Genomic DNA, 13,607 nt, shown 5'->3' with positions numbered 1-13,607 from the left:
TGATGATGTCGCCGGTGACGACGGCCGGCCCGAAGGCCAGCGGCGGCGCCTCGGCCGGCGGGGGCGGCGCGATCTCGCTCTCCGCCACCGGCGACATCATCATGGGCAACGCGCCGAGCCGGCTGCCCGCCGCCGGCGGGAAGGGCTTCTTCACCTCGGTCACCGAGGCGCTCAAGGCCGACCTGGTGATGGGCAACCTGGAGGAGCCGCTGACGGTGGACACCGGCACCGGCAAGTGCGGGGCCAACTCGACCCGCTGCTTCCAGTTCCGGGCCCCACCGGAGTACGCCGCGCACCTGCGGGACGCCGGCTTCGAACTGCTCAACCAGGCCAACAACCACGGCTACGACTACGGCCCGAAGGGTTACCAGAACACCCAGAAGGCGCTGGAGAAGTACGACCTGGCGCACACCGGGGCTCCGAACCAGATCACCGTGGTCGACGTCAAGGGCGTCAAGGTCGCCGTGGCCGGCTTCTCGTCGTACGTGTGGTCCAACAGCCTCGTCGACATCAGCAAGGCGAAGGCGGTGATCGCCAAGGCCGCCACCATGGCCGACGTGGTCGTGGTGCAGGTGCACATGGGCGGCGAGGGCGCGGACAAGACCCGGGTCAAGCCGGGCACCGAGATGTTCCTCGGCGAGAACCGGGGCGACCCCGTCAAGTTCTCGCACGCCATGATCGACGCGGGCGCCGACCTGATCGTCGGGCACGGACCGCACGTGCTGCGCGGCATGGAGTTCTACAAGGGCCGGCTGATCGCGTACAGCCTGGGCAACTTCGCCGGTGGGGGCAACTCGTTGAGCAACACCGGCCGGCTCGGCTGGGGCGGGGTGCTGAAGGTGTCGCTCAAGCCGGACGGCGCCTGGGCCGGCGGCTCGTTCACCTCCACGTACATGAACTCGGCGGGCAAGCCGACGTTGGACCCGGACGACCGGGGCCTGGGCCTGCTCGGCGAGCTGAGCCGCAGTGACTTCCCGAAGGACGGCGCCCGGTTCGACAAGCAGGGCAAGATCTCCCCGCCGAGCGCCGGCTGACCCGACGGGAACGTCCGGGGCGCGACGTAGGCTGACCGTCGTGACCAGTAGCCCTCCCGGTGCCAGCGAGACCGACCTCGGGCGCAAACGCCGTGCCCGCAAGATCGGTCGGGTGCTGGCCGAGACGCACCCCGACGCGCACTGTGAACTCGACCACTCCTCGCCGCTGGAGCTGGCCGTCGCCACCATCCTCTCCGCGCAGTGCACGGACAAGAAGGTCAACGAGGTCACCCCGAAGCTCTTCGCCCGCTACCCGACCGCCGCGGCGTACGCCAGCGCCGACCGGGGCGAGATGGAGGAGCTGATCCGGCCCACCGGCTTCTACCGCAACAAGACCGACTCCCTGCTCAAGCTCGGTCAGGCCCTCCTCGACCGGTACGACGGCCAGGTCCCCGGCCGGCTCGTCGACCTGGTGACGCTCCCCGGGATCGGCCGCAAGACCGCCAACGTCATCCTGGGCAACGCCTTCGACGTCCCCGGCATCACCGTCGACACGCACTTCCAGCGGCTGGTCCACCGGTGGCGGCTGACCACCGAGACCGACCCGGTCAAGATCGAGCACGCGGTCGGCGCGCTGTACGACAAGCGGGACTGGACGATGCTGTCGCACCGGATCATCTTCCACGGGCGGCGCGTCTGCCACGCCCGCAAGCCGGCCTGCGGCGCGTGCACGCTGGCGAAGCTCTGCCCCTCGTACGGCACCGGCCCGACCGAGCCGGCCGCCGCCGCCAAGCTGCTCAAGGGGCCCCGGGCCCGTGACCTCGCGGCGGCCGCCGGCGTCGACCCGGAGCTGGTGCCCGCCCAGGCGGTTGCCGCGGAGGTGCCGTGAACCGGCGCCTCGCCCTGCTGGTCCTGCCGCTGCTGCTGCTCGTCGCCGGGTGCACCACCGCCGCGGACGACGCCCCCGCACCCCGCTCGGCCGCCGCTCAGCGCCCGTCGCCGTTCCAGGACTGCTCGAAGCTGAGCACGGCACCCCAGGCCGGTGCGGGCACGGCCGCGCCCGGCACCGGTGGCGAGGCCCTGCCGGAGCTGACCCTGGCCTGCTTCACCGGCGGGGCCCCGGTCGCGCTGCGCGAGGTCGCGGGGCCGGCGGTGATCAACGTGTGGGCGTCCTGGTGTCCGCCGTGCCGTAAGGAGCTGCCCGCCTTCCAGCGGCTCAGCGAGCGGACCGCCGGGCGGCTCCAGGTGGTCGGGGTGAACAACCGGGACAGCCGCGACGGCGCCCAGTCCATCGGCGAGGACTTCGGCGTCCGGTTCCCGATCCTGGTGGATCAGGGCGAGGCGCTGCAACGGGCGCTGAAACGCAACGCCATCCCGCTGACCCTCTTCGTCGACGCCCAGGGCCGGATCCGGCACATCGACACGACCGGGGCGCTCGACGACGCCCGACTCGCCGAGCTGGTCCGTCAGCACCTCGGTCTGGCGGTGCCGGCGTGACCCGCCGCCCACCCGAGTGGATCGAGCCGTTGCTGACCCGGCTGGGCACCGCCCGCGCCGAGGACTTCACCCGACTGGTCACCCCGGCCGAGGGTGGCCGGGAGAGCGCTGTGCTGGTGCTGCTCGGTGAGCAGCCCGGCGTCGGTCCCGACGTGCTCGTCCTGCAGCGCGCCGCCACCCTGCGCAACCACGCCGGTCAGCCGGCCTTTCCCGGCGGCGCGGCCGACCCCGAGGACGCCGACGTCCGCGCCACCGCGCTGCGCGAGGCGAACGAGGAGGTCGGCCTCGACCCGGCGAGCGTGACCGTGCTGGCCGAGCTGCCGAAGCTGTGGATCCCGGTCAGCGACTTCGTGGTCACCCCGGTGCTGGCCTGGTGGCACGACCCGCACCCGGTGCACCCCCGCGAGCCCGCGGAGGTGGCGCACGTGGCCCGGCTGCCGGTGAGCGAGCTGGTCGACCCGGCCAACCGGCTGCGCGTCCGCCACCCCAGCGGCTGGATCGGCCCGGCGTTCTCGGCGCGCGGCATGCTGGTCTGGGGGTTCACCGCCGGGGTGCTGGCCACCCTGCTGGAGATGGGCGGCTGGGCCCGCCCGTGGCCGCGTGGCCGGGTGGTTGAGTTGCCGCCGACCGGGGCGACACCGGCGCCCTCGGCCGGCACCGACGACGCCGACGAGACCGCCCTGCGCTGACCGCTCGGTCACCTTCCGGAAGCGATGGTCATCTGCCGGGCGCCCTGCCCGTACGCTGGACCCCGTGTCCGTCGTGGATCTCGTCCTGCTGCTGCTCATGCTCGTGTTCGCGATCAGCGGATACCGTCAGGGCTTCGTCATCGGAATCCTGTCGCTCTCCGGCTTCTTCCTGGGGCTGCTGCTGGGTCTCCAGCTCGGGCCGCTGTTCGCCCGGCAGTTCGTGGACCCCGGCGTCCGGGTGCTGATCTCGCTGGTCGCGGTCTTCGGGCTGGCCGTGGTCGGGCAGGCGCTCGCCGGCTGGCTCGGCTCGCACCTGCGCAAGACGATCACCAGTGAGGTGGGCAAGCAGGTCGACGACGTCGGTGGGGCGTTCGTCTCGCTGTTCGCGGTGCTCCTGCTCGCCTGGCTGGTCGCCGTGCCGCTCGGCTCGTCCTCGGTGCCCTGGCTCGCCGCGTCGGTGCGCAACAGCGCGCTGATCACCGTCGTGAACCAGGTCCTGCCGGACCAGGCCCACGAGCTCTCCACCGCGCTCCGGGACACCGTCGACACCGACGGTTTCCCGGACGTCTTCGGTGACCTCGCACCGACCCGGGCCCGGCAGGTCGAGCCTCCCGACCCTGCGCTGGCCGGCTCCCAGGTGGTGGTCAACGGCCAGCGGTCGGTGGTCAAGGTGCTCGGCTCCGCGCCCGGCTGCTCGCGCCGGATCGAGGGCTCCGGCTTCGTGTACGCCGACGACCGGGTGATGACCAACGCGCACGTGGTGGCCGGCACCCGCTCGGTGGCGGTGGAGCTGGGTGGCGACCGGTACGACGGCGAGGTGGTGGTCTACGACCCGAACCGGGACCTGGCCGTGCTGCTCGTACCCGGGCTGCCCGGCCCGTCGCTGCGGTTCGCGGCCGGCAACGCGGGCAGCGGCACGGACGCCATCGTGCTCGGCTTCCCGCTCGACGGCCCGTACAACGCCCAGTCGGCGCGCGTACGCGACGTCGACCGGATCACCGGGCCGGACATCTACGCGTCCGGGGACGTCACCCGGGAGATCTACACGATCCGCGCGTTGGTCCGCAGCGGCAACTCCGGCGGTCCGCTGGTCTCTGCCAACGGCCTGGTGCTCGGCGTCATCTTCGCGGCGGCGGCCGACGACCCGAACACCGGCTTCGCGGTGACCGCCGCGGAGGCGCGCCCGGTGGCGCTGGCCGGCGCGGAACGCAACCGGCGCGTCGGCACCGGCGAGTGCACCTGATCGCCGTCCGGGTCAGCTCCGGGCCGGTTCGGTGGGTCGCCCCGCCGCGGGTAGCTGCGCCCGTCCCCACCGCACCCCGCGGTCCAGCACACTCCGCGCCATGATCGCGACGCAGGTGCCACCGTTGAGGAAGGACGCGACCACGTCGCTCGGGTGGTGCATCCCCCGGTACATCCGGGTCAGCGCCACGCCCAGCGGCACCACCAGCAGCAGCGTCCACCAGGCCACCTTCGCCCCGGTACGCCGCGACCGCAGCGCCAGCAGCACGGCGATGCCGACGTAGAGCGCCACCGCCGCCGAGGTGTGCCCGGACGGAAAGCTGGACGTGGGCGGAGAGACGTCCATGTGCTCGACCGCCGGCCGGCGCCGGTCGATGGCCAGCGTGGTCAGCAGGAACACCAGCGCCTGGGCGGTCACCGCCGCGCACAGGAAGAGCGGCTCCCGCCAGCGGCCCAGCCAGAGCCGTAGCGCCAGCGCCACCAGCACGGTGACCACGACGATCATCTGGGTGCTGGCGAGCGTGCTGAAAACCAGCGACACGTCGTTCCAGCCGTTGGTGCGGTCGGCGGCGAGTTCCCGGTTCACCCCGTCCTCCACGGTGAACGGCCAGGTCCGGGCGAACACCCGGGTGACCAGGACCCCGAGCAGCACCATGACGCCGAGCAGGAGGGTCACCGGCAGCAGCACCCGCCGGACGATCTGGACCACGGTGTCGGACATGGGCCGGCCAGTACCCGGCCGACGCCGTACGCACGCCTCAGGTGGCTTCGGGGTGCCGCTCGACCTCCGGCGCGACGCCTTCGGTGGTGGGTTGGACCGGGCGCAGGCCGGTGTGCGCCCGCCAGCTGGTGAACGCGGCCGTGGTCGCGGCGACCACCGCCGTACCGAGCAGCCACCCGCCCAGCACGTCACTGGCCCAGTGCACGCCGAGTGCCACCCGGCTCAGGCCGGTCAGCGCGGCGACCAGGAGCGCGGCGACCCAGAGCGCGACCCGCCACCGCCCCCGCCGGGCGTACGGCAGCAACACCATCAGCAGCACCCCGCCCGTCAGGGTGGCGTTCAGCGCGTGCCCGGAGGGGAACGCGTAGCCGGCGGCCCGGGCGACCGGGTCGAGCAGGTCCGGCCGGTCCCGGCCGACGAGCAGCTTGAGCAGCGGGCCGATCAACCCGCCCACCACCATGGTGGTGGTCACCCACAGGGCGAGCCGCCGGGCTCCCCGGCGCAGCAGCCAGATCACCACGAGCAGGGCGACGGCCCGCAGCGGCATCGGTGCGAACACCTCGGTCCAGATCCGCATCACCGCGACCCAGGCCGGATGGTCGACCGCGTAGCCGTGCAGCGCGTCGGTGACCGTCGCGTCCAGCCGGTGCAGGGGCGCCCAGCCCCCGAGCACCAACAGGGCGAGCAGCGCGAACGGCACCAGCACCAGGAACGCCGCCGCCGCGGCCAGGGTCAGCCGCAGGCCCAGCGAATGGTCCGGGTCGAGGCGGCGCCGCCACCACCAGGACGGGTGGTGGGCGCGGTCCAGGGTGCGCGGGCCGGGGGTGTTCATGGGGACGGTTCTACCCCACCGACGGTGCGCTCAGCCCTGCGGCTCCGGCGGCGATTCAGCGGGCCCGCTGGCGGAACCGGCGCACCATCAACGCCGCGCCGGTGATCAGGGCGACGAGGAGCGCGGCGCCGGTCCACAGGCGCTCCGGCGCGGATTCGGCCTGCGCGCCGGCCGCCCGGGCCGTCCACCGGGTCTGCTGCCGGGGTGCGGTGAGGCCGAGCGGGTCGCTGCCGGCGCCGGTCACCGGGTCGTTGTCGGCGGAACCGGGGGCCGGGCCGAAGCCGACCACGCCCGGCGACGTCAGGTCGTCCAACGGGTTGACGGTCACCGGCGGGACCTGCGCGGTCAGCGCGGCCACCGGGTCCACCATCCCGTACCCGAAGCGGTCGTCCCGCCCGGTCGGGCCGAGGTCGCGCGCGGTGGCCAGCAGCCGGTTGACCACCTCGCCGGCGGGCATCCGCGGGTAACGGGACCGCACCAGCGCGGCGGTGGCGGTCACCAGCGGCGCCGCGAAGCTGGTGCCCTGCACCCGCCAGTACCCGCCCGGGGGACGGGCGCCGACCAGGCCGGTGGCGGGAGCGGTGAGCACCGTCGCGCGGCCGGTGATGGAACCGGACCAGAGATTGTCGCTGCTGCGTTCCAGGCCGGCGACCGCGATCACGCCCGGCTCGCGGGCCGGATACCAGACCTTGGAGTTGGTGGAGGTGGCCAGGTTGCCGGTGCAGGCGATGACCACCACGTCCCGGGCGAACGCATAGTCCAGCGCCGCGGCCAGGGCGGGGCTGTCGCCGCTGCCTCCCAGCGACAGGTTGATCACGCTGGCGCCGTGGTCGACCGCCCAACGCACCCCCTGGGCGACGATCAGCGCGTCGTCGTACCGGTTCTCGTCGTCGAGCACGCGTACCGGCAGGATCCGGGCGTCCGGCGCCAGCCCGACCACTCCCCGCTTGTCGTCCTTCCGACCGGCGATCAGGCCCGCGACGGTGGTGCCGTGCCCCACCGGATCCGGGCCGGCGGCGTCGGGGCCGACCAGGTCGGTGCCGGCCAGCACCTGGCCGACCAGGTCGGGATGGCTGGCGTCCACTCCGGAGTCGATGACCGCGACGGTCACACCCCGCCCGGTCGAGCTGCGCCAGGCCGTCTCGGCGCGCAGCTCGTCGAGCTGCCACTGCTCGTCACGGACCTGGTCGGTGCGGCTCACGCTGTCACCGGGGGCGAACGCCATCGGCGCGCCGGCGAGCTGACCACCGGTGGCGGGCACGGAAACGGGCGCGACGGCCGCGGCCGGAGCCGCGACGGCGAGCACCGCCACCACACCGAGCAGCATCCGGCCGGTCGCCCGTCGGGCCGCTGCCGGACAGCTGTGCCGAACCCCAGTCACATCCTCAGCCCTCATCCCGACGGAACCATGACGATCGGAGATTACCGGTTTCCCCACCTGTCACGGGAGGAACCGGGGAGACGGGTCACGTCGGTGGCAGCTGAGCGAGCTGGACGAGGCGTACACCGTCCCGCCGGGTGACCAACCGGCCACGGCCGGGTGGCAGCGGCCCGGGCCGGACCGGACCGACCAGTGCGCCCTCCTCCGGGCTGCCCGCCATCACCAGGCCGGCCGTGGACAGCTCTCGCAGGCGCTGCACGATCGGCTCGTACTGGGCCCGGCCCGCGCCGCCGGACCGGCGGGCCAGCACCAGGTGCAGGCCGACGTCGCGCGCGTGCGGCAGGTGCTCCTCCAGGGCCCGCAACGGGTTCGCCGGACCGGCCGCCACCAGGTCGTAGTCGTCCACCAGCACGAAAAGCTCCGGCCCGGACCACCAGGACCGGTCACGCAACTGCTGGGGGGTGACCTCCGGACCCGGGGCTCGCCGCTCCAGGTAGCCGGCGGCCGACTCGATCAGCTCGGCGGTGCGCGCCGCAGCGGTGCCGTAGCCGATCAGGTGCGGCGTCTCGATGGCGCCGAGCAGGCTGCGCCGGTAGTCGACCAGGATCACCCGGGCCTGCTCCGGGGCGAACCGGGTGATGATCGAGGTGGCCAGCGCACGCAGGAACGACGACTTGCCGCACTCCGCGTCCCCGAAGACCACGAAATGCGGCTCGGTGGCGAAGTCGAGCAGCACCGGGCGCAGGTCCGCCTCGGCGATGCCGATCGGCAGCCGCAACCCGGTCGTCGCCGCGAGGTCCAATTCGGCGTACGGCAGCACCGGCGGCAGCAGCCGCACCCGGGGCGCCGGAGGACCCGCCCAGCTGCCGGCGACCCGCTTGACCAGGTCTGCGGTGTCCCCGCCAGCGGCGGCGAGCTGGGGTAGCGCCGTGAGGAAGTGCAGGCTCTCCGCGGTCACCCCCCGACCCGGCCGCTCGGGCACGTTCGCGGCGGCCCGCCGGGCCACCAGCGAGTCGGCCGGGTCGCCGAGGCGCAGCTCCAGCCGGGAGCCGAACAGGTCCCGGATCGCCGGCCGGAAGTCCAGCCAGCGCAGCGCCGTGGCCACCACGTGCAGCCCGTACGACAGGCCCCGGGTGGCCAGCTCGGTGACCAGTGGCTCCAGGTCGTCGTACTCGCCGCGCACCGTGCTCCAGCCGTCGATCACCAGGAACACGTCACCGAACGGGTCGGCCCCCGGCTGGCTGGCCGTCCCCGCCGAGGCCCGGCGCTGCCGGTACGCGGCCATCGACTCCACACCCAGCTCGGCGAAGCGGCGTTCCCGGTCGGCCAGCAGGGTGGTCATCTCGCCCACGGTGCGCCGCACCGCCGTCGGGTCGGCGCGGCCCGTCACCCCGCCCACGTGCGGCAGGTCGCGGAGCGCGGCCAGCCCTCCGCCGCCGAAGTCGAGGCAGTAGACCTGCACCTCGGCCGGGGTGTGGGTGAGCGCCAGCGCGCAGATCAGCGTGCGCAGCGCGGTGGACTTGCCGCTCTGCGGCGCCCCGACCACCGCGACGTGCCCGGCCGCGCCGTCCAACGCCAGCCAGAGCAGGTCCCGGCGCTGCTCCAGTGGCCTGTCCACCATGGCCACCGGCACCCCCAGCGCGCCGTGCAGCTCCGGGTTGCCCACGGTGAGACCACGCGCCGGGTCGACCTCGACCGGGCCGAGCAGGTCGTCCAGGGCCGACGGCTGGCCGAGCGGCGGAAGCCAGACCTGGTGGGCGGGTGGGCCCTGCCCGACGAGCCGGTCGACCAGCAGGTCGAGCAGGGTCTCGCGGCCGCTCTCCTCCTCAGCCACGGCGGGCGCGACCGGGCTGGCCGGCTCGGGCACCGGCACGACGTGGGTGGTGAACGTGAGCAGGCGGGCGCCACCCCCGGCGGTGGCCCCGGCCGGCGCGGTCCGGCGGCGGACCGCGCCGGAGACGTACGCGGCCCGGAACCGGGCCAGCGGGTCCGTGCCGGCACGCAGGTAGCCGTGGCCCGGCGAGCGGGGCAGCTCGTGCGCGTCCGGCACCCCGAGCACGGTCCGGGACTCCAGGGCGGAGAAGGTCCGCAACCCGATCCGGTACGACAGGTGGGTGTCGAGCCCCCGGAGGCGCCCCTCCTCCAGGCGCTGGCTGGCCAGCAGCAGATGCACGCCGAGTGACCGGCCCAGGCGGCCGATCTGCACGAACAGGTCGATGAAGTCGGGTTTGGCGGAGAGCAGCTCGGAGAACTCGTCGCAGATCAGCAGCAGGGAGGGCAGCGGCGCCAGCGGGGTGCCGGCCGCGCGGGCCCGCTCGTAGTCGCGCACGCTGGCGAAGTTGCCGGCCCGCCGCAGCAGTTCCTGGCGGCGGATCAGCTCCCCGTTGATCGCGTCCACCATCCGGTCGACCAGGGGTAGCGCGTCGGCCAGGTTGGTGATCACGGCAGCGGTGTGCGGCAGCCGGTCGAACGAGGCGAAGGTGGCGCCGCCCTTGAAGTCGACCAGCACGAAGTTGAGCTGCTCGGAGCTGTGCGTGACGGCCAACCCCAGCACCAGCGTGCGCAGCAGCTCGGACTTGCCGGAGCCGGTGGCTCCGATGAGCAGGCCGTGCGGGCCCATCCCGTCCTGGGCGGACTCCTTGAGGTCCAGCTCGATGGCGCCGCCGTCGACGCCCACCCCGATCGGCACCCGCAACCGGTCCCGGGCCGAGCGCGGCGCCCAACCCTGCTCGGCCGTGAAGCTCTCCGGGTCGCCGAGGCCGAGCAGCTCGGGAAGGCCCAGCTCGGCCTGGAGCGGGGCGTCCGGGCCACGCGCCGTGCCGGCCAGCCGCAAGGGCGCCAGCCGTCGGGCGACCGCCTCGGCGTCGGCGGGGTCGAGCTGGTCGGCGCTGCCCACCTCGGCCTGCCCCTCGATCGACCAGGAGTGCAGCCGCCGGCCGCGCAGCTCCAGCAGCAGCGCGTACCGGTCGAGCAGGCGCGGCGGCGGCGTGTCCAGGTCCAGAACGGTGACCGCGTCGATGCCGCCGTCGCCGGTCAGGTCGGTGGCGCCGGTCAGGTCGCCGCCGTCGAGGACGACCACCACGTGGGGGCCGTCGGTGGCAGGGCCGGCCGGGCTGAACCGGGACCGGCTGGTCAGCACGTCGCCGAGCAGCCGTTCCAGCTCGGCGGCGGAGCTGGTGACCAGCCGGACCGGGCCGAGCGCGTCGGTGCGGCCGGGATGGTGGGCGTGCGGGAGCCACTTCACCCATTCCCAGACGGCCCGGCGTTCCGGCCCGGCGCAGATCGCGACCAGCAGCTCGTCGGGCGCGTGGAACACGGCCAGCTGGGTCAGCACCGCCCGGACCAGCGCCTGCGCGGCCTGGTCACCGGTGGGCGGCCCGCCGGTGGCCGGGACACCGCCGGAGCGGGGGCCGGTCCGTACGTACACGCGGGCGAAGCTGCGCAGCGACAGCGCCACCGGCAGGTCCGGCACCACGGAGTACGCGTCCAGGAAGCGACGCAGCGCGCCGGCGGTCATCGGCTCCAACTCCTCCAACGGTCGGGTCACCGGTGGGACGAGCGGGGTGGCCAGCGTCTGCGGGCCGACCGCGACCCGGACCACCGCGAAGTCCGGGTCGGCGGGCCGCCGCTCCCAGACCCGGTGGCTGTCCACCGTCGACCACAGGCGACCCGGGTCCGGGTGTCGGTAGTAGAGCCCGGCCCTCTGCTGCCCGACGGTCCGCCGGACCCGGCCGCGCAGCGTGGCGAGGTGGCGCAGGTATTCGCGGCGGGCGGCCATCATCTCGGACTTCTTGGGGGTGCCCGACGCGCTGCCCCAGGAGGTCACCAGCATCGCCAACGAGGAGAGCCCGAACATCCCGCCCACCACGTACGAGTAGGCGCCGCCGCCCCGGCCGAACATCATCGCCATCGCCACCGTGCCGCCGAGCATGGGCAGCAGCATGAGCATCTGCTGCCACCGTCCACCGGTCACCGCCGGGATCTCCGGCGGCGCCTCGACCGGCAGCTCACCGGTCGGGATCTCCGGCGCCGGCCGGCGGGGCGGGCGCTTGATGACGACGGTGGACACTCGGCCTCCTGACAGCGCTGGGTAACCCGAGCCTGGCTCATGGTAGGTAAAGTCCTGTCGTCCGCGCAGCCTCTGATCCCCCTCGATATGGAGACCAGTCGATGACAACCGGGCTGGCCCGCGTCACCATCAGCGCGCCGCAACGACGGGTGGACGTCACCCTGCCGGAGCAGGTGCCCCTGGCCGAGCTGCTGCCCGACGTGCTCCGGCACGCCGGTGAGGGGCTGGCCGACGACGGCGAACGGCACGGCGGCTGGGTCCTGCGCCGCACCGACGGCGCGCTGCTGGCGACCGCTCAGGCGCTGCTGCCGCAGGGGATCCGCGACGGTGAGGTGCTCCACCTCGTGCCGGCCCGCGCCCACTGGCCCGAGCTGGAGTACGACGACGTGGTGGAGGCGATCGCCGACGGCGCCCGTCGCCGGGGCGGCGCCTGGTCGCCCACCGCCACCCGGACGGCCGGCCTGGCCGGTGCCGCGGTGCCGCTCGCCGTCGGGCTGCTCGCCCTGCTCGCCGGCGGTCCGGCGCACCGCGGCGGCTGGCTGGCGGCGGCCGTGGTGGCGGTGCTGCTCACGGTGGCTGGCACGGTCGCCTCCCGCGCCAACGGCGACGGTGCCGCCGGGGCGACGCTCGGCGGCTACGCCCTGCCGTACGCGTTCGTGGCCGGCGCCCTCGCGGTCGGCTCGGGCGACCCGGTCGGCCTCTTCGGGCCGGTGCGCTGGGTCGGCGCGCCCGAACTGCTGGCCGGTTCGGCGGCGCTCCTGCTGGTCGCGCTGCTGGGGCTGCTCGGGGTGGCCAGCCGGCTGCGGGTCTTCGTGGCCGGCGTCACGGTGGGGCTGCTCGGTGCCGGGGTGGCGCTCGGCGGGCTGCTGTTGACCCCGGCCGGCACGGCGGCGGTGCTGATCAGCACGTTGGTCTTCGCCGTGGGGGCGATCCCGCTGCTGGCCATCCGGCTGGGCAAGCTGCCGTTGCCGCCGATCACCCTGCCGGCCGCCGCCCCCGCGGCGGAGCCGGAGCCGGCCCGGGACCTGCCGGACCGGAGCCGGGTCCACGCGGCGGTGACCCGCACCGAGGAGATGCTCACCGGAATGCTGCTCGGGCACGCCCTACTGGCGGTGGCCGCGGCGGCGGTGCTGGGGGTGGCCGGCGGGACCGCCGGCCGGGTGCTCGTGGCGGTGACCTCGGCCGTGCTGCTGCTGCGGTCGCGGCTGTTCGTGGCGCTGCGGCACCGGGTGCCGGCGGTGCTCGCCGGTCTGGCCGGCTACGCGGTGCTGGGCGCGGTGCTGGTCGGTCGGGCCGACGACGCCGGGCGCCTGGCACTGGTCCTCGGTGGGGCGGCGCTGGCCCTGGTGGCTGTCGCGGCCGGCACCGGGTACGCCCACCGGCCGGTCTCGCCGTACCTGGGCCGGATCGCGGACCTGACCGACACCGCGCTGGTGGTCGCCGTGGTGCCGATCGCCTGCGCGGTGCTCGACCTGTACGACCGGGCCCGGGGGCTGCTCGGTTGAGCGGCTCCCGGGCCCGGCACGTCAGAGAACGTCAGTGTGTGGATTCGCCGCGGGCCTCGGCGTCGCGGGCCCGCTGGTAGGAGGCGTGGATCTCGGCCTCGGCCTCGGTGCGGCCGACCCAGGTCGCGCCCTCCACCGACTTGCCGGGCTCCAGGTCCTTGTACACCTCGAAGAAGTGCTGGATCTCCAGCCGGTCGAACTCGCCCAGGTGGTGGATGTCGCGCAGGTGCTCCTGACGCGGGTCCTCGTAGGGCACGCAGAGGACCTTGTCGTCGCCGCCCTTCTCGTCCGTCATCCGGAACATGCCGATGGTGCGGCAGCGGATGAGGCAGCCCGGGAAGGTCGGCTCGGGGACCAGCACCAGGGCGTCCAGCGGGTCGCCGTCCTCGCCCAGCGTGCCCTCAATGAACCCGTAGTCCGCCGGGTACTGGGTGGACGTGAAGAGGGTGCGGTCCAGCCGGATCCGGCCGGTCGCGTGGTCCACCTCGTACTTGTTCCGGTGACCCTTGGGGATCTCAACCGTCACGTCGAAATCCATCTGCACGCTCCCTCGTCTGCCCACGCTGGCTAACGGAAACACTTGGCGGCCCCTCGGACAGGCGAATGCCCACCCGCCGACTCCGACCGCCGCATAGTCTTCGGACCGAAGTAGTGTCACCCAAGCCGATTTTCGCTGGGGGAGGAGGGGGTCGTGGGG

General features: G+C 74.2%; 11 protein-coding genes. 6 read left to right on the top strand and 5 right to left on the bottom strand.

Annotated features, from left to right (window positions below):
• Positions 1 to 2 precede the first annotated feature (2 nt).
• The 5 genes from EAD98_RS26560 (at position 3) to EAD98_RS26540 (ending at position 4,403) form a co-directional block, all read left to right on the top strand.
• Positions 3 to 1,034, top strand: coding sequence for a CapA family protein (locus EAD98_RS26560; RefSeq protein ID WP_233583982.1), 1,032 nt, complete (start codon positions 3 to 5; stop codon positions 1,032 to 1,034).
• A gap of 40 nt (positions 1,035 to 1,074) precedes the next feature.
• Positions 1,075 to 1,863, top strand: a complete 789-nt coding sequence (gene nth, locus EAD98_RS26555) for an endonuclease III (protein WP_121656707.1) — start codon at positions 1,075 to 1,077, stop codon at positions 1,861 to 1,863.
• Positions 1,860 to 2,471: a TlpA disulfide reductase family protein gene (locus EAD98_RS26550; RefSeq protein WP_121656706.1), complete on the top strand. Its 612-nt coding sequence runs from the start codon at positions 1,860 to 1,862 to the stop codon at positions 2,469 to 2,471. The genes nth and EAD98_RS26550 overlap by 4 nt, the downstream gene beginning before the upstream one ends.
• Positions 2,468 to 3,160, top strand: coding sequence for a CoA pyrophosphatase (locus tag EAD98_RS26545; protein ID WP_121656705.1), 693 nt, complete (start codon positions 2,468 to 2,470; stop codon positions 3,158 to 3,160). Before EAD98_RS26550 ends, EAD98_RS26545 begins: the two co-directional genes overlap by 4 nt.
• Positions 3,161 to 3,224: 64 nt before the next feature.
• Complete coding sequence (locus EAD98_RS26540; protein ID WP_121656704.1) at positions 3,225 to 4,403, top strand: MarP family serine protease; 1,179 nt, start codon at positions 3,225 to 3,227, stop codon at positions 4,401 to 4,403.
• A gap of 12 nt (positions 4,404 to 4,415) precedes the next feature.
• On the opposite strand, the gene EAD98_RS26535 is transcribed toward EAD98_RS26540, so the two are convergent.
• From EAD98_RS26535 to eccCa, 4 genes are all read right to left on the bottom strand, one after another.
• A complete protein-coding gene (locus tag EAD98_RS26535; protein WP_121656703.1) occupies positions 4,416 to 5,123 on the bottom strand; it encodes a phosphatase PAP2 family protein in 708 nt (235 codons plus the stop codon).
• 37 nt (positions 5,124 to 5,160) lie between these two features.
• Entirely contained in the window at positions 5,161 to 5,955 is a 795-nt protein-coding gene (locus EAD98_RS26530; protein WP_121656702.1) for a phosphatase PAP2 family protein, read from the bottom strand.
• A gap of 55 nt (positions 5,956 to 6,010) precedes the next feature.
• A complete protein-coding gene (gene mycP / locus EAD98_RS26525; protein WP_233583981.1) occupies positions 6,011 to 7,351 on the bottom strand; it encodes a type VII secretion-associated serine protease mycosin in 1,341 nt (446 codons plus the stop codon).
• Positions 7,352 to 7,421: 70 nt separating this feature from the next.
• Positions 7,422 to 11,405, bottom strand: coding sequence for a type VII secretion protein EccCa (gene eccCa / locus EAD98_RS26520; RefSeq protein WP_121656700.1), 3,984 nt, complete (start codon positions 11,403 to 11,405; stop codon positions 7,422 to 7,424).
• A 101-nt stretch (positions 11,406 to 11,506) separates the two neighbouring features.
• Between eccCa and eccD the strand changes: the two genes are divergently transcribed.
• Complete coding sequence (gene eccD / locus EAD98_RS26515) at positions 11,507 to 12,910, top strand: type VII secretion integral membrane protein EccD (RefSeq protein WP_121656699.1); 1,404 nt, start codon at positions 11,507 to 11,509, stop codon at positions 12,908 to 12,910.
• A 31-nt stretch (positions 12,911 to 12,941) separates the two neighbouring features.
• On the opposite strand, the gene EAD98_RS26510 is transcribed toward eccD, so the two are convergent.
• Positions 12,942 to 13,448, bottom strand: a complete 507-nt coding sequence (locus EAD98_RS26510; protein ID WP_121656698.1) for an inorganic diphosphatase — start codon at positions 13,446 to 13,448, stop codon at positions 12,942 to 12,944.
• Between the last annotated feature and the right edge of the window lie 159 nt (positions 13,449 to 13,607).

The sequence above is a fragment of the Micromonospora sp. CV4 genome (assembly GCF_003667455.1).
Taxonomy (GTDB): Bacteria; Actinomycetota; Actinomycetes; order Mycobacteriales; family Micromonosporaceae; genus Micromonospora.
This window is presented reverse-complemented; position numbering and strand designations above follow the sequence as displayed.